Source organism: Salinicola sp. V024 (genome assembly GCF_052645315.1).
In genome coordinates this window covers 46,462-68,071 of record NZ_JBQXYB010000015.1, presented here as the reverse complement: position 1 = coordinate 68,071, position 21,610 = coordinate 46,462, and the positions used below count along the sequence as shown (strand labels likewise).

Sequence of the window (21,610 nt, the reverse complement as noted above, 5' to 3'; positions counted from 1 at the left end):
ATGGACTCGCGGACTGGCTCAGGTCGAGCTCGTGCCTGTCTTCTTCATGTCCCGCTTGCGCTTTGTCTATTGTCGTTGACGCCTGCAGTTCAGGCGGCCGAACGGTTTCCCGAGGGGCGTTTGCCGGCGCCTGACGCGCCAGCGTCCGCCTATGGCGATGATGTGCGTGCCGGGCCTTCCGGGCAGCCCAATGCCGATGATCTGGCCGGCATCGCCGAGCGCCAGCGTCAGCAGGGCCACCCCGCGACCGCGCTGCGTCTTACCCAGCGTGTCTTGGGATACGCCCCGCACAACCCTCAGGCCATCCAGACCCAGATTTCCAGCCTGGCCAATCTGGGCGCGCATCGCCGCGCCGAGCAACTGCGCGAGCGGTATCAGCCGGATTGGCCGCAGGCCACGCAGGATCGCTTCGAGGCCGATGTGGTGACGGTGGCGATTCGCAACGGCACGCAGGAACAGACCCGGCTCGAGCGGCGACACTATTATGCGATGAGCGATGTCGAGTTGACGCGATCGCTCGAGTCGCTGAATGCCAATCTCGCCCGTTTTCCGCCGGCTAGCGAGGCCAGCCTTCGGACGCGCTTCGACCGGCTGGTAGTGCTGCGCCAGCTGAATCGCTTCGAGGCGGTGATCGATGACTATGAAGCTCTACAGCGTGACGCGGCCAGCGTGCCGACCTACGCCAAGAGCCCCGTCGCCGATGCCTACCTGGCGCGTCGCCAGCCCGAAACCGCGGCACGTCTCTATCGTGAAGTGATCGACGCCAGTCCTCAGGCGCCGCTGTCGGTGCGCACCGGGTACTACTACGCGCTGGTGGAGAGTGAAGACTACGCCGCCGCAACCGACTTACTTCAGCAGATGGATGCCGATACGCCGACCTGGCGTTCTCGTCCGAATTCGAAAGCCTCGCCGGTGCCCAATTGGGAGCGTAGCGAGGTCGATCGTCTGCAGGTACTCGATGCCACTTACCGCCATCATGAAGCGGATGCCTTGAATCAGGCCAGGGGTCTCTATCGGCAGGCGCCGCGCAATACCGACGTGATCAACGATCTGTCCACCGCCCAGCGATCGAGAGGGTGGTGCCAACAGGCCCAGGCGACCGCCGAGCTGGCGGCTGCCTATGCGCCCAGCGATCAGGCGACCCGGCTGAACATTGCCGAAAACGCCCAGGACCTCGAGAACTTCCCACGCTGGCAACACACCATCGAGCCGCTGGCCGCGCAATTTCCGACCGACAGCGCGATCCGGCGCAATCGTCTCGAGTGGCAGGATCGACAGCACTTTTCCGTCGAGGGGCAGGGCCGTTTGGGCCGCTCTCATGGCGGCAACGCCGTCAACGGTAGCCAGGATGCCGAGTACCAGCTTCGTCTCAACTCGCCCTGGAGCGAGGGCGGTTATCGGGCCTATGTCGAGCACTCCTATCGCTGGGGCGATTACGAAGAGGGCGCCGAGCGTCACGACCGCGAAGGTGTCGGCGTCGAGCGCCGATGGCTGCGTCGACACTGGTGGGCGGGGCTGAGCGGTGAGCACTTCAGCGACGATCTCGGCCTCGAGCTGGGCTGGTCGCAGTGGCTCGACGACCACTGGCAGTATCAGCTGCGCACTCAGACGCAGTCTCCTGAAACGCCGCTGCGCGCCGAGCGTGACGATCTGGACGGGCGTCTTTATCAGGCCCAGGTCACCTGGCGCCAGAACGAATCCCGCCAAGCCACGCTTACGCTAGGGGCGCTCGATATCAGCGACGGCAACCTGCGCAGCGATGCCGCAGCCGATCTGACCCAGCGCATTCAGGCCAGCGCCCATCACCAGACACGGCTGATCGGCTCGCTCTCCGCCGAGCACAACAGCCAGGTCGACAGCGACTACTACAACCCCGAGGACACTCACGCAGTGGGGCTGGCGCTGGAGCACGATTGGCTCACCTGGCGGCGCTACCATCACTCGCTCACCCAGAACCTGTCGTTGGCAGCAGCGTCCGAATGGGAGACCGGTTACGGCAGCGCGCCCGGCTACGACGTCACCTACGGTCACACCTGGCAGCTGACCCGGACCTGGTCGATCAACTACGGCGTTGGCTGGGGACAGCACGATTACGAGGGCGAACGCGAGGAGCGTTGGTTGGGTCAGTTCGGTTTCGAAGGGGTGCTGTAATGAGTCATGTGATGCGATCGATCATTGCCCGTTCGCTGCTGGCGGCGACACTGGCGGGATGCGGGGTGCCAGCGGCGGTGGCGCAAGACTCGGCCTCGAGCGTGCCGGCCACTATCGCGCCGGACTTAGCCCCGTCCTATGCGACGGCGGGTATTCAGCGCGACGAGCCTGGTGAGGATGCGCCGAATACGGCCACGCTGCAGATCCCTGCCGGTCATTTCGTGACGCTGGGTTTTCACGATGTACGCGATGATACCCAGGCCGCGGTGGATCACGACCCCTACGCCATCAATACCCAACGGTTGGCGGCGCTATTCGACTGGCTAACGGCCAACGACTGGCATCCCATCTCGCTGGACGACGTCCAGGCGGCCCGTGACGGCGAGCGCGCGCTGCCGCACAACGCGGTGTTGCTGAGCTTCGACGACGGCCTGGAAAGCTTCTACACCCGAGTGTTTCAGCTGCTGCAGGCGTTCGACTACCCGGCCCTGTTCGCGGTGGAGACCGGCTGGATCGAACGCGTCGGACGCGGCGAGACCGTGACGGCGGACGACACCGATCCGGTCGCCTCACCGCTCCAGGAAGGCGCGGTCATTGGTGGTGAAAGCGACACCGCGAACGAGGTGCGCTACAACGGCCGCGAGCGCGGCAGTGCCGGGTTCGTCGACTGGGATCAGGTACGCGAAATGCAGACCTCGGGTCTGGTGGAAGTCGCCTCGCACACCGATGATCTGCACAAGGGGATCGTGGCCAATCCGCAGGGCAACGTCGAACCCGCGGCTTTGACGCGGCGCTATGATGATGCCCGCGGTGCGTACGAGAGTGACGACGACTATCGCCAGCGGGTTCATGACGATCTGGTGCGTAGCGCCGACATCATCGAACACAACACCGGTATTCGTCCGCGCACGCTGGTCTGGCCTTACGGCGCGACCAATGCCAAGACCGAGACGATCGCCAGAAAGGCGGGCTACCAATTCACGTTCAGTCTCGGCGATCAGCGCCTGTCGACGCCCTCCAGCGGCCCGGATTTTGGTCGCTTCCTGGTCATGGACGACCCCGACCCCGTTGCCGTCGAATCCCAGATCGCCCAGACGGTCGCGCCGCCCAAGCGTATTCAGCGTGCCGTGCAGGTGGATCTCGACTATCTCTATGATGCCGACCCCGAACAGGTCAATGCCAACCTCAGCGCGCTGCTGGACCGCATCCAGGCGATGCAGGTGCGCACGGTCTATCTGCAGGCCTTCGCCGATCCCGATGGCGACGGCACCGCGTCGGCGCTCTATTTCCCCAACGACTACCTGCCCATGCGCGCCGATCTGTTCAATCGCGTCGCCTGGCAGCTCAAGACCCGTGCCGGAGTCGATGTCTACGCCTGGCTGCCTCTGCTCGCCTTCCACCTGCCGGATGGCGCGCACCAGCAGCAGCTGGCCGTGCAGACGCATGGCGTCGATGGAGATCGTCAGGTCGCGGATCGCGACTATCGACGGCTGAGCCCGTTCCGCCCCCGTGCACTGGCGATCGTGCGCGGCATCTATGCCGATCTGGCGCGTAACACCTCGGGTATCAACGGCATCCTGATCCATGACGACGCCTATCTGGCGGCTGACGAAGACGCCCAGGCCTGTGCCCCCGAGGCGCGCTGGCCCGGCAGTCAGCGGGCGATCACTGACTGTGACCTGAGTGCTCGCGACAAGACCCGGGCGCTGATCGATTTCAGTCATCAGGCGATCGCCGGCGCGCGGGAATACGTCAATCTCAGCAATCGCTTCCGGGTGGCCCGCAACATCTATCCACGAGTGGTGCTCGACCCCGATGCCGAGTCGCGTTTCGCCCAGGCGCTGGGGCCGTTCCTCGACAACTACGACGAAGTGGCGCTGATGGCGATGCCCTATCTCGATGAGGCGGGCATGGCGCGTGACGGTGCTACCGCCAGCCGCTGGCTGGATACGCTGGTCGATCGGGTGATGCGCCACCCTGACGGGCTCGAGAGGACGGTATTCGAGCTGCAGGCGTACGACTGGGCGCGCAAGCGCTGGATCGAGCCACAGCGCTTCAAGGGGTGGATGCACCAGCTGGTACGTCGGGGCGCGCTGAATCTGGCCTACTATCCGGATGATTTCATCGCCGGCAAACCGGCCTTCCAGCCGACGTTCGAGGGCATGAGCCTGAACGAATTTCCCTACTCGACCTTCCCCCTCCGGAGCCAGCCATGATTGCCGATATCGAAGCCTGGATCGGGTCCATCGACTGGCGGGACGCGATGTTCGCGTTCGCGTTCTATTATCCGATATTCATGGCCTGGATGTGGATCATCGGCGGGCTCTGGTTCTACCTGCGTCGCGAGCGCGGCAGAGACATGACCCCGCGGCTCGAGAAGCTGGGGCCGGAGGCGCCTCATGTCAGCATCATCGTGCCGTGCTTCGACGAAGAGGAGCAGGTCGAGCAGACGATCCGCTATGCGCTGGCCACACGCTATCCGGATTTCGATGTCATCGCCATCAACGATGGCAGCAGCGACGAGACCGGCCCGATCCTCGACCGTCTGGCGGACAAGTACGAACGCCTGCGCGTGATTCATTTCGCCACCAACCAGGGCAAGGCGGTGGCGCTGCGAGCCGGCGCGCTGGCGGCGCCCTCGGACTACCTGGTGTGTATCGACGGCGATGCGCTGCTGCATCCGTTCGCGGTCTACTGGATGATGCAGCATCTCACCGGCGGACCGCGTGTCGGCGCGGTCACCGGCAATCCGCGCATTCTCAATCGCTCGACGCTGCTGGGCAAGATTCAGGTAGGCGAGTTCTCCTCGATCATCGGCCTGATCAAACGGGCTCAGCGCACCTATGGCCGCATCTTCACCGTCTCCGGCGTGATCACGGGCTTCAATCGTGCAGCGCTGGACAGCATCGGTTACTGGCGTTCGGACATGGTGACCGAGGATATCGACGTCTCGTGGCGGTTGCAGATCAACCACTGGGATATCCGTTTCGAGCCTGAAGCGCTCTGCTACATCTATATGCCGGAAACCCTGAAAGGGCTGTGGCAGCAGCGGCTGCGCTGGGCCCAGGGTGGCGTCGAAGTCATGCTGCGCTACGGCAGGCGGCTGCTGTCCTGGCGCCAGCGGCGTTTCTGGGGCGTCGCGCTCGAGTATCTCACAAGCCTGGTGTGGGCCTACGTCATGCTGACCATCGCCGTGCTGTTCTGCGTCGGCTTGTTCGTGCCGTTACCGGCGCGCTGGCATGTCGCGACGCTGTTGCCGCAGTGGAATGGTCTGCTGCTGGGGGCCACCTGTCTGATCCAGTTTCTGGTCAGCCTCAGCATCGACCAGCGCTATGAACGGGCCGGGTTCCTGCGTCATTACTTCTGGGTGATCTGGTATCCGTTGCTCTACTGGACATTATCGACGTTGACCGCGGTCGTCGCCGTGCCCAAGACACTGCTGGCCTCGCGCCGACAGCGGGCGCGCTGGAAAAGCCCGGACCGCGGGATTCAACCCTGACAGGAGCTTGCGCCATGCAAGAGTCTCATCACGATATCCATCGGCAGCGGGGCGCCATCAGGCTGCCTCGAATCATTCATCGTCCCGACCTGCAGACACGGGGGCAGAGAAGCGTATTCGCGCTGATAGCGGGCATCGGCTGGCTGCTGTGGCTCTATCTGTTCCTGCCTCTGGCCACGATCGCCAGCTGGATCTTCGGCGGGCATCGGTTCGACGCCTACGTCATCAACAACCATGGTCATAGTTGGTCCTCGCTGACGATCTACGCGGTCACCATCGCCTTGGCGGGGGCTGCGCTGTTGATCTGGGCGTTCTACAACTACCGTCGATTTCGGCATGCCGATCGTCGCCGGCCGGCTTTACCGGTGACTTCCGAACGGCTGGCGCTCTCCTTCGGCGTGAGCTCGGACCAGGTCGCCGATCTGCAGCGCTCCCGCCACATGACGCTCCGGCACGATGCGCAGGGCAACATCGTCGGGACTTCCGAGGGCGAAGGCGCTCGCCCGTCATGACGTACGGCACGCCCGCTGTGCGGGCCTCGACGAGAGCGCTCGCGGATTCTAGAATAGCGCTCTCGATAGGCATCTAATGATTTGCGCGTGCAGAAAATGCGACGCTTCGCGCCTTCGCTCTCCCAGGTGAAGGCGCGCTGCGTTTTTCGCCGCCCCATGCGCCAATCCCTTTATGTCAGTTCCTGTACGTCAGCTCCCTTTACGTCTACTCCCTTTACGTCAGCCCTTTTACATCAGCCCTTTTACGCCAGAGTGTTTCCATGTCACAACGCATTCCCGATGAAGCACGCCTGCCCGAGCTGACGCTGCGGGGCGTCATTCTCGGTGCCGTCATCACGCTGTTGTTCACCGCCTCCAACGTCTATCTGGGGCTCAAGGTCGGCTTGACCTTTGCGTCGGCGATTCCGGCCGCAGTCATTTCGATGGCCGTTCTGCGTCGCATGAAAGGGGCCAACAAGCTCGAGAACAACATGGTCCAGACTCAGGCGTCGGCGGCGGGGACGCTCTCGGCGATCATCTTCGTGCTGCCGGGACTGCTGATGATCGGCTACTGGCAGGGCTTCCCGTTCTGGCAGACGACGGCGATCTGCGCCATCGGCGGCATTCTCGGGGTGCTCTACACCATTCCGCTTCGCCGGGTGATGGTGGTGCAAAGCGATCTTCCCTATCCCGAAGGCATCGCAGCCGCGGAAATCCTCGAGGTGGGCAGCCGCAGTTCCCGTACGTCGGCTGAAAAAGAATCCGTCGATCAACGCTCGGATGACGAAAGCGCTGTCGTCGCAGGCCCGGTCGTCACAAGCCCGCAGCAGGCGAGCGCGGACCCAAGCCGGACTCGCCAGGACGAGAGCCAGATCGCTGGCGAACCCGGTGCCAGAGAGATTCTATTGGGGGGCGTCGTCGCGGCGGCGTTTTCGATCGCCAGCGGTGGCCTACGCGTGCTGGGAGAGAGCGTCAGCGTATGGTTCTCGGCTGGCCGAGCGGCCTTTCAGCTTTCCACCGGCTTTTCGCTGGCGCTGATCGGCGCCGGCTATCTGGTGGGCATTGTCGGCGGCATGGCGATGTTGATCGGCACGCTGATTGCGTGGGGCATCGCGGTACCGTGGCTGACCAGCATCACGCCGTTGGAAGCGGGGCAGTCACTGGCCGACGCCGGCATGGCACTGTGGTCGGACAAGGTTCGTTTCATCGGTGCCGGCACCATCGGTATCGCGGCGGTCTGGACCCTGGCGACACTGTTCAAGCCGATGCTGGTCGGCATTCGCACCTCGCTCGGCGCGATGCGCGGAGATCAGGGCGCCTTCCGTGAGCAGCCGCGTACCGACCGCGACCTGCCGGCAGGCATCATTCTGGCCCTGACCGGCGTGCTGCTGGTGCTATTGACCGGGGTCTTCGCGATCTTTCTGCATCAGGCAGCGCCGCAACTGGCCGGTGGCGCATTCTGGGCATTGACGCTGGGCAGCGTGATCTTCGCCGGCGTGTTCGGCTTTCTGATCGCCGCGGCCTGCGGTTACATGGCGGGTCTGGTCGGATCGTCGAGCAGTCCGATTTCGGGGATCGGCATCGTCGCGGTCATCCTGGTGTCGCTGTTGCTGCTCGGCTTCACCGCTGTCAGCAATGCCTTCGACGCCTTGGATCCCGAAGTCGCCCGCATGTTGCCCACGGCGCTGGCGCTGTTCGTGACCTCGGTCATTCTCGCCGTGGCGGCGATCTCCAATGACAATCTGCAGGATCTCAAGACGGGTTATCTGGTCGGCGCCACGCCCTGGCGTCAGCAGGTGGCACTGATCATCGGCTGTCTGATCGGTGCCATGGTGATTCCGCCGGTACTGTCGCTGCTCTACAACGCCTACGGCTTCGTCGGCGCGATGCCGCGCGAGGGAATGGATCCCGGCCAGGCATTGGCGGCACCGCAGGCGTCGCTGATGACGGCCATCGTGCGCGGCGTGTTTTCCCACGATCTCGAATGGACGATGATCATCATCGGTGTGGCGATCGGCGCCGCCTTGATCGGCGTCGACGAGTGGTTACGCAAGCGGGGCGGTAGCGCCCGGTTGCCGGTGCTGGCGGTGGGGATCGGCATCTATCTGCCGCCGAGCATCAACATGCCGCTGGTGATCGGCGCCGTACTCGGCTGGCTGATCGACCGCCGCCTGCGAGCCCGCGCGCTGGCGCGAGGCGACGATGTCGAGCGTGCCTCGGAGCTGCCGCGCCGCCGCGGTGTGCTGCTCGCCTCGGGGCTGATCGTCGGCGAGAGCCTGGTCGGCGTGGTGCTGGCCGGCGTCATTGGTCTGAGCGGAGCGCCGGCACCGTTGGCGCTGGTCGGCGACGATTTCGCCGGCACCGCTCAGTGGTTGGGGCTGGTGGTGTTCATCGCCGTCTGCATCGGTTTCTATCGGCGCGTGCTGGCATCGCCCAGAACCGGATAATACCGCGGGCTCAGAGCGTCGAATCGTTGGGCAGGATCACCGGCGTGGTGGCGATTCCGCCGATCTCGACGTCGATCTCGAACAGCGCGCCCGCCAGCGGTTCGTCGGAGCAGCCGGTGGCGGCCGAAGTGACGAACAGGCGTTCGAGTGTCCCGCCGCCAAAGGTGCAGGACGTGGGGCGGGACACGGGCAACTCGATCTCCCGGTCGAGCGAGCCATCGGCGTGATAGCGCGCGATGCGGCCGCCGTCCCATAGTGCGATCCACAGTCCCCCTTCGCGATCGCAGGTCATGCCGTCCGGATAGCCGGCGCCTGGCGCCAGTCGAATGTGCTCGCGCCGATTCGTCAGTTCGCCGTCGTCATCGAGATCGAAAGCGAACACGATCTGGCGTGCGCTGTCGTTATGATAAAGTGTGCCACCGTCGGGACTGATGGCGGGGCCGTTGGTGACGTGATATTCGCTGTCCATCTCGATCAGGCCGCGGCTATCGAGGCGGAACAGGTGACCACGCACTTCGGCCTCGGCGTCGTCCATGGAGCCGAACCACAGCCGGCCGTGGCTATCGCTGCCGGCGTCGTTGAGGCGGTCGCCGGCCGGCAGCCATTCGATCGGTGTCAGGCGTTTGCCGATACGCAGGCCGTGATCGTCGAGTTCGAGTTCGGCCACGCCGGAAAGCAGGCCGGCGACGAAGCCGCCACCCTCGCGCGGCAGCAGCCAGCAGCAGGCCTCGTCGAGATCCCAGCTCTGGCGTTGGTCGTCGTCGGGATAGTAGGCGTGCAGTCTGGCCTGGCGGATGTCGACGAACAGCAGCGCGCGAAGGCTGTCGGACCAGATGGGGCCCTCGCCGAGTTCGGCGCCGATCTTCCAGACGACCGTTGCGTCCTTGTGCATGAGGGTTCTCTCCCGGGGCTAGTGAAGTGTCGGTCGGTGTTGGTATCCGTCTCTCACAGGATTGATACTGTGATGTTCATTGAGGCCGTTGTCACCGCCTTCGTTAGCATAGTGGCGGTGTCGATGAAGGAAACAGGATTGTTGAAACGAGCAAGGATCCAAGAGCGATGAGGCGTGTCGAGGTGCCATCGTGAAGTGTCTGGTGTTGCAAGCGGAGCACTGCCTGAATCTGGCGCTGCGCGACACCGCGGCGCAGCGGAGTGATATCGCCTATGTGTCGGCGCCCGAGGCGGTCGATGTCGAGGTGCTGGCGTCAATCAAGCCGGAAGTGGTGATCGTGCCGCCGCTGGCGGACCCCGGCCGCTGCGAGCCGGCGGTGGTGTATGCGCACGCCAATCGGGTCGAGGCGCTGCTCGAGGCGTGTCAGACGTTACGAATTCCGCTGGTCTGGTGCGTCTCGGACGCGGTCTACGAGGATGGCGCGGAAGGGCCGATCGACGAGGCAGTCGTGCCGCGGCCGCGCGACACCGCGATGCGGCGTCTCGTTGCCGTCGGTGAGGGCGTGCGCCGATACCCGCAGCACCTGATACTGCGTCTGGGGCCGCTGTTCGGCAGTGAAGGCGACGATGCCTGGTTGAGTGACTTGGTGACGGCATTGATGCACGGCGAAACGGTGCGCGCGCCTCAGGATCTGGTGCTGTGCCCGACCTCGGTCACGGCCGTGGCGCGGGCGTTGACGGGGATGCTGCTACAGCTCGCCAGTGGCGCCGGAGCCTGGGGGACCTACCATCTCTGCGGCACCGAGCCGGTCAGCGTCTTCACCTTCTGCTCCGTGGTCCGGACCCAGCTCGAGACGCGTCTCGAGGGGGTGGGCGTGTCCATGACACTTGGCGAATTGCAGGCACTCAATCAGCACCACGATACGCCGTTGCGGCGAGTGCTCGATTGTCGCCGGCTGCTCGATGTCTTCGGGATACACCAGAAGTCCTGGCGGGTAGAGCTGGGCCTGATGCTGGATGCCTGGTGTCAGCAGCACTATCCCGATCGGGAAGAGGCCGATAATGGCAGTCCAGGCACTAGCAGGGGAGAAACGGCCCGCGCATGAAAGTCTTTCGCAGTTTGATCTTTTACATCGGTTATTTTCTGGCGATCCTGGTTTCCGGCCTGTTGATGCTGCCGATCGGTTTCGCGCTGCCGGTGCGTTCACGATTCCAGCTATTCAATTGGCATAACCGGTTTATCGTCAGCTGGCTGTCGCTGACCTGCGGCGTCCGCTACCACGTGCAGGGCCGCGAAAGAGTGCCCGAGGGGCCGTGCGTGGTACTGGCCAACCATCAGAGCGAGTGGGAGACCGTCTACCTGCAGTTGCTGAAGACGCCGATCTGTACCGTGCTCAAGAAGGAGCTGCTCAGCATCCCGCTGTTCGGCTGGGGCGTGCGCCTGCTGAAACCGATTCCGCTGGACCGTTCGAGGCCTTCGGCCGCGATGCGTCAGGTCCTTTCCCACGGCAGACAGCGTCTGGAGGAGGGGCTGTCGGTACTGATCTTCCCCGAGGGTACGCGCGTGCCGCCGGGAGAGCGCCGTCGCTTCAACAAGAGCGGCGCGGTGATCGCGTGTCGGACGGGTGTGCCGGTGCTGCCTGTCGCCCACAATGCCGGCGAGCGCTGGGGGCGCCACTGGGTCAAGCAGCCCGGCGTGCTCAATGTGGTCGTGGGAGAGCCGATCGCTACCGTGGGGCGCCGGCCTGAGGAGGTGATGGCCGAGATGGAGGCCTGGATCGAGCGTACGCTGGACGAGATCTCCGAAGTCCCGCGTCCGCCGCTGCCGGAAAAAGCCCCGCCGGCAGAGCTTCCCTCCTGAGCGATGAAGGGCGCGATCGGTATGAGATAGTCATGAAAAAGGCGCCCCGCGGGGCGCCTTTGAGTTGGTGACGATGATCGCTCGGGCTCAGCTCTCGAAGCGATCCAGCACCAGACAAGCGTTGGTACCGCCAAAACCGAAGCTGTTGGACAGCACACGCCGAACATCGACATCATCGCGACGTTGGCGAACGATATCGAAACCGTTGGCCTGCTCGTCGAGCGTGTCGATATTGGCCGAGGCGCAGATGAACCGGTTCTGCATCATCAACAGCGAGTAGACCGCCTCCTGCACGCCGGTAGCGCCCAGCGAGTGACCGGTCAGCGACTTGGTCGAACTCATCGCCGGCGTGCTGTCGCCGAACACTTCGCGAATCGCCTTGAGCTCGGCGACATCGCCCACCGGCGTCGAGGTGCCGTGGGTGTTGACGTAGTCGACCTTGCCTTCCAGCCCGGCCAGCGCCTGACGCATGCAGCGTGCCGCGCCTTCGCCGGAGGGCGCGACCATGTCATGGCCGTCGGACGTGGCACCGTAGCCGGTGATCTCGGCATAGATCTTGGCGCCGCGGGCCCTGGCGTGTTCGAGCTCTTCGACCACCAGCATCCCGCCACCGCCGGCGATGATGAAACCGTCGCGATCCACGTCATAGGGCCGCGAAGCCTTTTCCGGGGTGTCGTTGTAGTGGGTGGTCAGCGCTCCCATCGCGTCGAACAGGCACGACAGCGTCCAATGCTCTTCCTCGCCGCCGCCGGCGAACACCACATCCTGCTTGCCGAGCTGGATCTGCTCGATGGCGCTGCCGATGCAATGGGCCGAAGTGGCGCAGGCGGAAGAGATGGAGTAGTTGATACCTTTGATCTTGAACGGCGTTGCCAGGCAGGCCGATACCGTGCTGCCCATGGTCCGGGTGACCCGGTAAGGGCCGACGCGACGCAGGCCTTTCTCGCGCATCACGTCCGCGGCTTCGACCTGATTGGCGCTGGAAGCGCCGCCGGAGCCGGCGATCAGACCGGTGCGCGGATTGGAGACGTCGTTGGCCTCCAGCCCCGCGTCGTCGATAGCCTGCTGCATGGCGATGTAGGCGTAGGCTGCCGCATCGCCCATGAAGCGCAGCTGCTTGCGATCGACCAGCGCTTCGATATCGATGTCGACCACGCCTGCGACCTGACTACGAAAGCCGAGTTCGGCATATTCCGGTTTGAAACGGATACCGGAGCGCCCCTGGCGCAGGGAATCGAGGACCTGTTGGGCGTCGTTGCCCAGGCAGGAAACGATACCCAGGCCGGTGACTACCACTCGTTTCATGGAAGCCTCCCGCTCAGAATTTCTCAGTATTGGTGAACAGACCCACACGCAGATCATTGGCCTGGTAGATATCCTGGCCGTCGACCGATAGCGTGCCGTCGGCGATGCCCAGCACGAGGCTACGAGTGATCACGCGCTTGATCTGGATGTGATACGAAACCTGGCCGGCGGTTGGCAGAATTTGCCCGGAAAACTTGACTTCGCCGCAGCCCAGCGCGCGTCCGCGGCCGGGATTGCCGAGCCAGCCGAGATGGAAGCCCACCAACTGCCACATGGCATCCAGGCCCAGGCATCCGGGCATGACCGGATCGCCCGGGAAATGGCACTGGAAGAACCACAGGTCGGGGTGGATATCCAGTTCGGCGATGATCTCGCCCTTGTGGTATTTGCCACCATCCTCATTGATCCGCGTGATGCGATCGAGCATCAGCATGTTGGGAGCGGGCAACTGGGCGTTGCCGGGGCCGAACAGTTCCCCCCGGCTGCATTTCAGCAGATCGTCTTGGCTGAAAGAGTGCTGTCTGGTCACTGGCGCATTCCGAGAATCGAAAAAGAGTTTACCTCGAGGCTTCCGAGGCGCGGCCAGTCTAATGGCTGCGGGCACTGATTGCACGTCGGCTGCAGCCTAGTCGCGTGTAGCGCAGGGCGCAATGATCGGTATCACGCTTGCTCTGGCGAACGCCGCCGGGGCATGATGCCCGAACGGGACAGGGATCTCCGCGATAGCCGCCGGGCTAACCATAACGACGATAAACGACGAGCTATGTGGCCTTACTTTACGCTGAATCGACCGCTGATCTGGTTGGCAGTAGCGGCACTGGCTGCCGCTAGCGTACTGCCGTTGCTGCCTCTTCGAATGGCGGCGCTGGCGCTCGTGGCCATTGGCGTGGCCGATGGCTGGCGCCAGATCCGACGCGAACATCAACGTCGTCGCCTGAGCGAGCAGGCTCTCGAGCTCTCTCAGGACGGCGTGATGATCACCAACGCCGCCAATCGCATCGTCACCATCAATCCCGCCTTCACACAGATCACCGGCTACACCCTCGACGAGATTCGAGGGCTCGACCCGTCCTCGCTCTCCGCCGGTCGCCATGACAAGACTTTCTATGATCGCTACTGGCAGTCGCTGAGGACCACCGGACACTGGGAAGGCGAAATCTGGAACCAGCGCAAGCACGGCGACCAGTATCCGGAATGGGTGCGAATCCAGGCGTGTCACGACGGCAAGGGCCGGGTCTCCCATTACGTTGGCATATTCACCGATATCAGCCGGCACAAGGCGCGCGAGCAGGATCTGCGCCGTATCGGTTTCGAGGATCCGTTGACCGGCCTGCCCAACCGGCGAAGGCTGCACGATCTGCTGGCCTCGCGGCTGCGCCATCTGCGCGCCGGGGAAGGCCTGGATCTGGCATTGATCGACATCGATGCTTTCAAGTCGATCAATGACAGCCTGGGTGTCGACAGCGGAGATCGCCTGCTGTCCCGATTCGGCCAGCGTCTGGCCGCGCAGGTGGCCGGTGGCATCGTCGGGCGCCTGGGCGGCGATGAATTTCTGGTCATTCGCACCACGACATTCGACGATCATGAAAAGTGGGTAGCCAGCCTGCGCGAACACCTGAGCGAACCCTTCGAGATCGATGAAAGCTCGCTACGACTGGGTCTGACCATCGGCAGCTGCCGGGCACCCGAGGATGGCAGTGACCCCAACGTGCTGTTTCAGCGACTGGAATCGGCGCTCTACAGCGCCAAACGTCACGGTCGGAATCACGATCGACGCTTCCGGCCCTCGCTGGATATCGACACCGACCGCCAGCTGATCATTCTCAACGATCTACGCCAGGCCCTGGCTCAGGGCTCGCAGTTGGAAGTCTATTATCAGACCCAGCATCGTCTCGATGACGGCGGCATGGTGGGGATGGAAGCCCTGCTGCGCTGGCATCATCCCGAGCATGGCATGATTCCGCCCAGCGAATTCATCCCGTTGGCGGAACGCCATGGATTGATGTCGGCGCTGGGGAGCTGGGTCATCGACCAGGCCGTGGCGCAGTTGGCAGCCTGGCGAGGCCAGGGGCTCGACGTGCTACCCATCTGGGTCAATCTCTCGGCGCTGCAGCTGATTCAGGGCGATCTGGAATCCCACCTGATCTCGACACTGAATCAGTACCGGGTGCCGACGCGGCTGTTGGGTCTGGAGTTGACCGAGTCGGTGCTGCTCGACGAGCGCGCCGGCGATATCTCTCCGCGACTGGAATCCCTGCGGAGCAGGGGGCTGCAGATCGCGATCGACGATTTCGGTACCGGTTACTCGTCGATGGCCTATCTCAAGCGTCTGCCGATCGACAAGCTCAAGCTCGATCGGGAATTCATCCGTGCCCTGCCGCACGACCCCGCCGATGCGGCGATCACTTCCGCGGTACTGGCGATGGCGCAGGGTCTGCATCTGGATGTCATCGCCGAAGGCGTAGAGACCATCGAGCAACGCGACTTCCTGCTGGCGAGAGGGTGTCGCCACGTACAGGGCTACCTTTATGCCCGGCCGGAGCCGGCCGGTGAAGTGGAGATACGGCTGCGACAGGCGGTGGAGAGCGTCTACTCCCACTCCTGACCGCGCAATCGCAACCAGAAGCGATCTCGCGCGTGAGCCGCGATCACACGCTGCCGATCAGTGGCGCGGGGCGAGCGCCGGGCTTGGCCAGCAACAGATGGCAGGTGCCGATCGCGCGTTCCAGAAAGGCGCCCTCGCAGTAGCAGCGGTAGTAGCGCCACATACGAATGAAGCGTTCATCGTAGCCAAGCTCTCGCACCTGATCGAGACTGGCTTCGAAACGCAGACGCCATTCGCGCAGCGTGCGCGCATAGTGCAGACCGATTTCGTCGAGATCGAGCAGATTGAGCTGGGTATGTCGACTCAGCCCGGTGAGCAGCGCGGTATGGGAAGGCAGAAAGCCGCCGGGGAAGATGTAGCGTTTGATGAAATCCATCTCGCGTTTGGCCGCTTCGAAGCGCTGATCGCGAATGGTGATGCACTGAAGCAGTGCCAGGCCATCGGGCGTGAGTAGTCGATCGACGCAGCCCAGATAGGTGCCCAGGTACTGATGGCCAACCGCCTCGACCATCTCGATCGACACCAGCCGATCGAAACGACCTTCGAGATTGCGGTAATCGTCCCTGAGGAGAGTGATGCGATCCTCGAGCCCGGCTTCGCGCACACGGGCCGCGGTGTAGGTGTACTGCTCTTCCGAGATGGTCGTGGTGGTCACGCGGCAGCCTCGAGTCCTCGCGGCATGAATCGCCAGTCCTCCCCAGCCGGTGCCGATCTCCAGCAAATGGTGATGCGGTTCCAGCGCGAGCTTGTCGAGAATGATGTCGAGCTTGTGCGTCGAGGCTTCTTCCAGCGTGGCCTCGGCGTGGGGAAACACCGCGCTTGAATACATCCAGTGTCGGCGATCCAGAAACGTGGCGAACAGCTCGTTGCCCAGATCATAGTGCGCGGCGATGTGGCGTTTCGAACGCTGCGCGGTGTTGCGCTGTAGCGTGTAGAGGGCGGCCAGCCCCCAGCGGCTGAGCCGGGCGGTGCCGTTTTCCATGCGGTCGTTGCCCCGTTCGACGTTGCGCGCGAAGAGACGAATCAGCCCGACCAGATCGTCGACTTCCCAGGCGCCATCCATGTAGGCCTCGGCAACGCCCACGGTGCCGCCGAAGGCCAGGCGGCGCCACATGTCGGCATCATGGACGGTGAGTTCGACATGAATCGGCGGCGCATCGGGCATCGGCTGGCCCAGCTCGAGGACCTGGTTTCCCTCGCGCAGTGTCAGGCGGCCGCCTTCCAGGGCGTCGAGTGCCTTGATCAGGCGGGGGCGAAGCCAGCGCGACAGGCGTGGCGATTCCAGGGGCCCTCGAGTGGCCGAAGAGCGGGCGGCTGTCATGATGAGGGCGTCTCCCGTTCTGGGTGGTCGTGAATCGGGGTGCGCTTGAGCCAGAGTCTGAGCGCTTGCCAGTGAATGGTGACGATGGTCTTGAGCGTCATGGCGGGATGCTTGATCAGTTCTGCCATCAGCGCGGCGCGAGTCGCCGGCTTGAGCGTCAGGGTCAGCGTGGCATCGAAGTGACGGGCGTCCTCGTGCCACGTCTCCATGTGCATCATCAGCCGACCGTCCGGCGTGTGGAAACGCGGCGTATTGAATCGCCAGTGATAGCGCATCTCCATCGGATTGAACGGCGACACATGCAGACGCTTGTCGAAGGCTGCCCGTTGGGAGGGCCGTTCGGGATCGACCCGGCAGGCATAGACCTGACGCTCGCGCCATGGCGTGTTGGTGACTTCGGCCAGTACGGCCTGCAGCCTGTCCTGTCGATCGTAGGCGTAATAGAGCGTCAACGGGTTGAACAGTATCCCGAACAGCCGGATCTGGCTCAGCATCCGAACCGGCCCGTCCGGCGCGCTGCCCAGCTCCTCCGCCAGGCGCGCACGAACGGCGTCGGCCAGCGGCAGCTCGTGGGGCGTCAGATAGTCCTCGCGGCGGTAGCGGGCCAGGACGCCGCGGCGGGTGCCGAAGCCCGGCGTCCGCTCCAGCAGCGCCGGCAGCTCATCGAGATCCAGCCACAGCATCCACACGCGATAGTCGAAGGCGTGCCAGCGCGGCAGGTAGCGGCGATGACGCAGGTGGCCCACGGCGAGCCGGCTATGGAGGCAGGAATCGCTCATGCCGTTTCGTCCTGGCGCTCGGCCGTCTCCGATGGGTTAGCCGCCGCCTGCGGCTGGCTGCCGTCGATGGCGCCGGCCACGCGCAGCGCGCTCCAAACGCCGTCTTCATGAAAGCCATTGCGCCAGTAGGCGCCGCAGAAGTGGGTGCGCCGGGCGCTGTCGGATATCTCGTCGTGGCGAGCCTGCGCCTGCTGCGCGGCAAAGGTGAACTGGGGATGCGCGTATTCGAATCGTCCCAGCACGCGGCCGGGGTCGATGCTGTCGTCATCGTTGAGCGTCACGCAGAAGGTGGTGTCGCTTTCAAGCTGCTGGAGAATGTTCATGTTGTAGGTAACCGGTACGCAGGCGTCGGCGTCGCGACCGTCGAGACGATAGTTCCAGCTGGCCCAGGCGCGCCGTCTTCTCGGCAGCATGCGAGTGTCGGTATGCAGTACCACGCTATTGCGGCGATAGCCGATCGCACCCAGTACGCTTCGCTCGGCCTCGCTGGCCTGCGTTCCGAGGATGCGCAGGGCCTGATCGCTGTGGCAGGCGAACACGACCTGATCGAAACGCCGTTCCCCGGCAGTCGTCGCGAGCGTCACGCCTGCGCCATTGCGGCGAAGGCCGACGACCGGCGTGTCGAGATGAACGCGCTCACGGTAGGGCGCGACGAGGGGGGCGATATAGCGCCGGGAGCCGCCCTCGATGGTCCGCCATTGCGGGCGATCGGTCAGTGACAGCAGGCCGTGATGATGAAAGAAGCGGACGAAGAAGCGCGCCGGGAAATCGCGCATGGCGACTTCGCTGGCGGACCAGATCGCCCCGCCCATGGGTAGCAGATAGCGACGATGAAAATCCTCGCCGTAGCCCCCGCCGGCCAGGTAATCGCCCAACGACAGCGATGCAGGCAGAGCGTCGGATCGATGATCGCGAGTGGCTCGCCGGTTGAAGCGCACGATGTCGTTGAGCAGGCGATAGAAGCGCGGACGCCACAGATTGCGGCGCTGGGCGAACAGGCTGGCCAGCGTATGGCCGTTGTACTCGAAGTCGCGGCCGGTCTCGTGGACCGAAAAGCTCATCTCGGTCGCCTGGCCCGACACACCCAGCGACGCCATCAACGCTTCGAAATGAGGATAGGTTCGATCGTTGTAGACGATGAAGCCGGTGTCGATCGCCTGTTGCTCGGTTCCGGTATCGACATCGATGGTTGCGGTATGACCGCCAAGGCGTGAGTCAGCCTCGAACAGCGACACCGTGTGCCGACGAGAAAGAGAGTGCGCTGCGGTCATCCCGGCGATTCCGCCGCCGATCACCGCGATCCGCTGAGCCGGCGGCCTCATGACGAAGCTCCGGCGCGGTCCCGGCTGGCAATGCGCAGCCCGAAGCGCTGGCGCAGGGCTGGTGGCAGAATGCCCAGCGCCTTGACCAGGAAGGTGAAGCGTTTCGGGAAGTGTATATCGAGCCGGCGCCGCTCGAGACCGTCGATGATGTAGTTGGCAGCCTGATCGGCATCGATCTGCATCGGCATCGAGAAATCGTTGCGCGCCGTCAGCGGGGTCTTGACGAAGCCCGGATGAATCACGCTGACATCGATCGACTCGGCGGCGAGATCGAGCCGCAGCGATTCCAGAAAATGCGAGATGGCGGCCTTGGAGGCCCCGTACGCCTCCGCTCGCGGCAACGGCAGGTAAGCGACTGCGCTCGAGACGCCCGCCAGCAGCGGACGATGCTGGCGATCCCTGGACTGGCGCAGCAACGGCAGCGCCGCCTCGATGGCGTGGAGCGTTCCCCGGAAGTTGGTCGAGAATACCCGCTCGACCAGATCGACATCGAAGTGATCGATATCCAGGTACTCGCAGGTGCCGGCGTTGAGCAGCGCGATATCCAGGCCGCCGAAAGCGTCGTCGATGGCGTTGCCGGCGCGCCGGGTGGCGTCGCGGTCGGTAAGGTCGGCAGGCACGACCAGCGCATTGTCATGACCGGTCGCCAACGCCTGCAAGGCCGGTTCACGGCGCGCAGTCAGGGCGACGTGGTGGCCATCGGCCAGCAGACGTGTGGCCAGCGCTTCGCCGATACCCGATGTCGCTCCCGTCAGCCAGATACGTCGGGATCCCGATAGACTCGCCATGATTCATCCTCTTTCCTTGGAAAACGCGACGGTGCTGCCGGCGGCCGGGCTCGATCGTTGAAAAGGACGACTACAGGCGCTTCTTGACGCTTCGGATCATCCAGCCCAACAGCGGCAGCTGTTCATACAGCATGGCGCCGACATCGAAGTAGTCACGGTGACGGCAGACACGCTGGCCTCGCCATTGCAGCCGGGAACAACCAGCCACGTTGACGGTACGGCCGCCACCCAACCTTGGATGCGTCAGATGCATGGTCCAGGTCAGAAAGCTCGTATTGCCGACCGTCTGACGGTCATGGAAATCGAAATGGCAGTGCTGTACGCCATCCAGCAGTTCGGCGTAGTAAGTCATGACGCGGTCGCGGCCGACGTGATGGTGGAGAGGGTCGGTGAAGTCCACGTCGTCGCTGTAGCACTCGGCCAGTGCCGGCAGTTCACTCGTCGTCAACGGCTGAAACCGGGCACAGAAATGCGTGACCGAATCGATGCTGGGAATTTCGGCTGTCATCGCGGTAGCCTCCCGGATCATGGGCAAGGATTGAAGGCAGTGCCGCGGGCAGGAGCCGCAGGCAGATCAGCCCAGGTTCTTGAACGCTTCCAGGGCGCGCTCCCTGGCAAGCCGGTGATCGACGATCGCCTGGGGATAGCCCGTCTGTCGGCGCTGATCCGGGCTGGGCTGATGGCGAGCCTTGACCGGCAGCGCGGCCAGTTCCGGCAGCCAGTGGGTGATGAACTCGGCGTCCGGATCGAAGCGACGGGACTGGGTGGTCGGGTTGAAGATCCGAAAATAGGGCGCTGCGTCGGTGCCGGTCGACGCGGCCCACTGCCAGCCGCCGTTGTTCGAGGCGAAGTCGCCGTCGACCAGATGCCGCATGAAGAAGGCCTCGCCGCGACGCCAGTCGAGCAGCAGATGCTTGCTCAGAAACATGGCGGTTACCATGCGCAGCCGATTGTGCATCCAGCCGGTGGCGACCAGCTGGTGCATGGCGGCGTCGACCAGCGGAAAGCCGGTGCGGCCTTCGCACCAGGCTTCGAACTCCTTGTCGCTGTATCGCCAGCTCAGCTTGTCGGTCTCGGGTTTGAACGGCCGGTAACGACAGACGCGGGGAAAACCCACGGCGATATGCTGATAGAACTCCCGCCATACCAGCTCGTTGGTCCAGCTCGTCAGCCCGGCGTCGCCATCGCCGAGATGGCCGCCGTTGTTCGCCATGACCGCCTGCAGGCACTGGCGATACGAGATCATGCCGACCGAGAGATAGGCCGACAGTTCGCTGGTGCCGGCAAGGGCTGGAAAGTCGCGGTCGTTATCGTAACGACGCGCCCGCTGCTGCAGGAATCGCGCCAGCCGATCGGCGGCGGCCTCTTGGCCGACCGGCCAGCGCGCCTCATCGTCTGATGAATTTTCGGTGTTTCGAGAGGAGTCGGTCGGGACGATCTCGGAGCGATCCTGACTAGGAAGATCGGGAATGTCGTCGCCGGAGACATCCGGCCTGGCCTGACGGGAAGGCGTCTCACGCAGCGCCAGCTGTTCGCCGCCGATTCGCTGGTGCCAGGCCTTGGCAAAGGGGGTAAAAACTTTGTAGTAGTCGTCCTGCCCGGTGAGCAGTTCACTAGGCTCGAACGCGATGTGGTCGGTGTATTCGAACACCGCGAGGTCCGCTCGGGTGAACTCGGCCGCGACCTTCTCGTCGCGAGAACGTTCGTCCAGCGGATATTCGCGGTTGAAGTGCAGCGCCTGCGCGCCAACGTCGCGGGCCGCTGTCAGCAGCGCCTTGGGGACGGCATCGAAGCTGCCGATGTCACGGTAGAGCAGCGGAATGCCGAGCTCGGCCAACTCCCGTTGCAGCGCCACGACGCCACGATGCAGAAACGCGATCTTGTTGGCGCCATGACCGTGACTACGCCACTGATCCCGGCAGGCGAGGAAGATGCCGATCACCGGTCCTTTGGTGGCCGCCGCGCTCAGGGCGGAGTGATCGAGCGTCCTGATGTCGTTGCGGAACCACACGAGCTGGGTGGATGACGCCGGTTGCGTGGCTGCCATGGAAACGTCCCTGTTGCCGATGTGTGAACGACGCGTCCCTGCGTCGAAGTCGGTGTATCCGTTCCGGTGCTTCTCGCGCGACCCTCAGCCTCGATCCGCATTC

General features: G+C 64.1%; 17 protein-coding genes. 8 read left to right on the top strand and 9 right to left on the bottom strand.

The features are described from left to right. Positions 1 to 75 precede the first annotated feature (75 nt). From pgaA to ACUN9V_RS17475, 5 genes are all read left to right on the top strand, one after another. Positions 76 to 2,151, top strand: a complete 2,076-nt coding sequence (pgaA, locus tag ACUN9V_RS17495) for a poly-beta-1,6 N-acetyl-D-glucosamine export porin PgaA (RefSeq protein WP_445512329.1) — start codon at positions 76 to 78, stop codon at positions 2,149 to 2,151. Beyond that, on the top strand, positions 2,151 to 4,367 hold the full coding sequence (gene pgaB, locus ACUN9V_RS17490) for a poly-beta-1,6-N-acetyl-D-glucosamine N-deacetylase PgaB (protein ID WP_445512328.1): 2,217 nt from the start codon (positions 2,151 to 2,153) through the stop codon (positions 4,365 to 4,367). Before pgaA ends, pgaB begins: the two co-directional genes overlap by 1 nt. Further along, positions 4,364 to 5,650 (top strand): poly-beta-1,6-N-acetyl-D-glucosamine synthase, encoded by a 1,287-nt coding sequence (gene pgaC, locus ACUN9V_RS17485; protein WP_439286917.1) that lies wholly within the window; start codon positions 4,364 to 4,366, stop codon positions 5,648 to 5,650. The genes pgaB and pgaC overlap by 4 nt, the downstream gene beginning before the upstream one ends. 14 nt (positions 5,651 to 5,664) lie before the next feature. Next, on the top strand, positions 5,665 to 6,162 hold the full coding sequence (gene pgaD, locus ACUN9V_RS17480; RefSeq protein WP_445512327.1) for a poly-beta-1,6-N-acetyl-D-glucosamine biosynthesis protein PgaD: 498 nt from the start codon (positions 5,665 to 5,667) through the stop codon (positions 6,160 to 6,162). A 260-nt stretch (positions 6,163 to 6,422) separates the two neighbouring features. After that, entirely contained in the window at positions 6,423 to 8,588 is a 2,166-nt protein-coding gene (locus ACUN9V_RS17475) for an OPT family oligopeptide transporter (protein WP_439286913.1), read from the top strand. Between the two features lie 10 nt (positions 8,589 to 8,598). Here the strand turns inward: ACUN9V_RS17475 and ACUN9V_RS17470 are convergent, their stop codons facing one another. Further along, positions 8,599 to 9,480 (bottom strand): SMP-30/gluconolactonase/LRE family protein, encoded by an 882-nt coding sequence (locus ACUN9V_RS17470; RefSeq protein ID WP_445512326.1) that lies wholly within the window; start codon positions 9,478 to 9,480, stop codon positions 8,599 to 8,601. Between the two features lie 202 nt (positions 9,481 to 9,682). Between ACUN9V_RS17470 and ACUN9V_RS17465 the strand changes: the two genes are divergently transcribed. Together ACUN9V_RS17465 and ACUN9V_RS17460 are read left to right on the top strand one after the other, a co-directional pair. Next, positions 9,683 to 10,585 (top strand): sugar nucleotide-binding protein, encoded by a 903-nt coding sequence (locus tag ACUN9V_RS17465; protein WP_445512325.1) that lies wholly within the window; start codon positions 9,683 to 9,685, stop codon positions 10,583 to 10,585. After that, the gene (locus ACUN9V_RS17460) at positions 10,582 to 11,340 is read left to right on the top strand and encodes a lysophospholipid acyltransferase family protein (RefSeq protein WP_075563652.1); all 759 of its coding nucleotides are present in this window, start codon (positions 10,582 to 10,584) and stop codon (positions 11,338 to 11,340) included. Before ACUN9V_RS17465 ends, ACUN9V_RS17460 begins: the two co-directional genes overlap by 4 nt. Positions 11,341 to 11,427: 87 nt before the next feature. Here the strand turns inward: ACUN9V_RS17460 and fabB are convergent, their stop codons facing one another. Together fabB and fabA are read right to left on the bottom strand one after the other, a co-directional pair. After that, entirely contained in the window at positions 11,428 to 12,645 is a 1,218-nt protein-coding gene (gene fabB, locus ACUN9V_RS17455) for a beta-ketoacyl-ACP synthase I (RefSeq protein ID WP_445512324.1), read from the bottom strand. Between the two features lie 13 nt (positions 12,646 to 12,658). After that, on the bottom strand, positions 12,659 to 13,174 hold the full coding sequence (gene fabA, locus ACUN9V_RS17450) for a 3-hydroxyacyl-[acyl-carrier-protein] dehydratase FabA (protein WP_075563650.1): 516 nt from the start codon (positions 13,172 to 13,174) through the stop codon (positions 12,659 to 12,661). 234 nt (positions 13,175 to 13,408) lie between these two features. Here fabA and ACUN9V_RS17445 point away from each other — a divergent pair, with 234 nt between their 5' ends. Continuing rightward, positions 13,409 to 15,250, top strand: coding sequence for a putative bifunctional diguanylate cyclase/phosphodiesterase (locus ACUN9V_RS17445; RefSeq protein ID WP_445512323.1), 1,842 nt, complete (start codon positions 13,409 to 13,411; stop codon positions 15,248 to 15,250). Between the two features lie 43 nt (positions 15,251 to 15,293). Here the strand turns inward: ACUN9V_RS17445 and ACUN9V_RS17440 are convergent, their stop codons facing one another. From ACUN9V_RS17440 to phrB, 6 genes are all read right to left on the bottom strand, one after another. Beyond that, positions 15,294 to 16,571 carry a class I SAM-dependent methyltransferase gene (locus ACUN9V_RS17440; protein WP_445512322.1) on the bottom strand — a complete coding sequence of 426 codons (1,278 nt, stop codon included), beginning with the start codon at positions 16,569 to 16,571 and terminating at the stop codon, positions 15,294 to 15,296. Then, positions 16,568 to 17,350 (bottom strand): DUF1365 domain-containing protein, encoded by a 783-nt coding sequence (locus ACUN9V_RS17435; protein WP_445512321.1) that lies wholly within the window; start codon positions 17,348 to 17,350, stop codon positions 16,568 to 16,570. Before ACUN9V_RS17435 ends, ACUN9V_RS17440 begins: the two co-directional genes overlap by 4 nt. Next, a complete protein-coding gene (locus tag ACUN9V_RS17430) occupies positions 17,347 to 18,672 on the bottom strand; it encodes an NAD(P)/FAD-dependent oxidoreductase (RefSeq protein ID WP_445512320.1) in 1,326 nt (441 codons plus the stop codon). Before ACUN9V_RS17430 ends, ACUN9V_RS17435 begins: the two co-directional genes overlap by 4 nt. Beyond that, positions 18,669 to 19,460, bottom strand: coding sequence for an SDR family NAD(P)-dependent oxidoreductase (locus ACUN9V_RS17425; protein ID WP_445512319.1), 792 nt, complete (start codon positions 19,458 to 19,460; stop codon positions 18,669 to 18,671). Before ACUN9V_RS17425 ends, ACUN9V_RS17430 begins: the two co-directional genes overlap by 4 nt. Positions 19,461 to 19,530: 70 nt before the next feature. Continuing rightward, positions 19,531 to 19,968 carry a nuclear transport factor 2 family protein gene (locus ACUN9V_RS17420; RefSeq protein WP_445512318.1) on the bottom strand — a complete coding sequence of 146 codons (438 nt, stop codon included), beginning with the start codon at positions 19,966 to 19,968 and terminating at the stop codon, positions 19,531 to 19,533. A 66-nt stretch (positions 19,969 to 20,034) separates the two neighbouring features. Beyond that, complete coding sequence (gene phrB / locus ACUN9V_RS17415; RefSeq protein ID WP_445512317.1) at positions 20,035 to 21,507, bottom strand: deoxyribodipyrimidine photo-lyase; 1,473 nt, start codon at positions 21,505 to 21,507, stop codon at positions 20,035 to 20,037. Positions 21,508 to 21,610 lie beyond the last annotated feature (103 nt).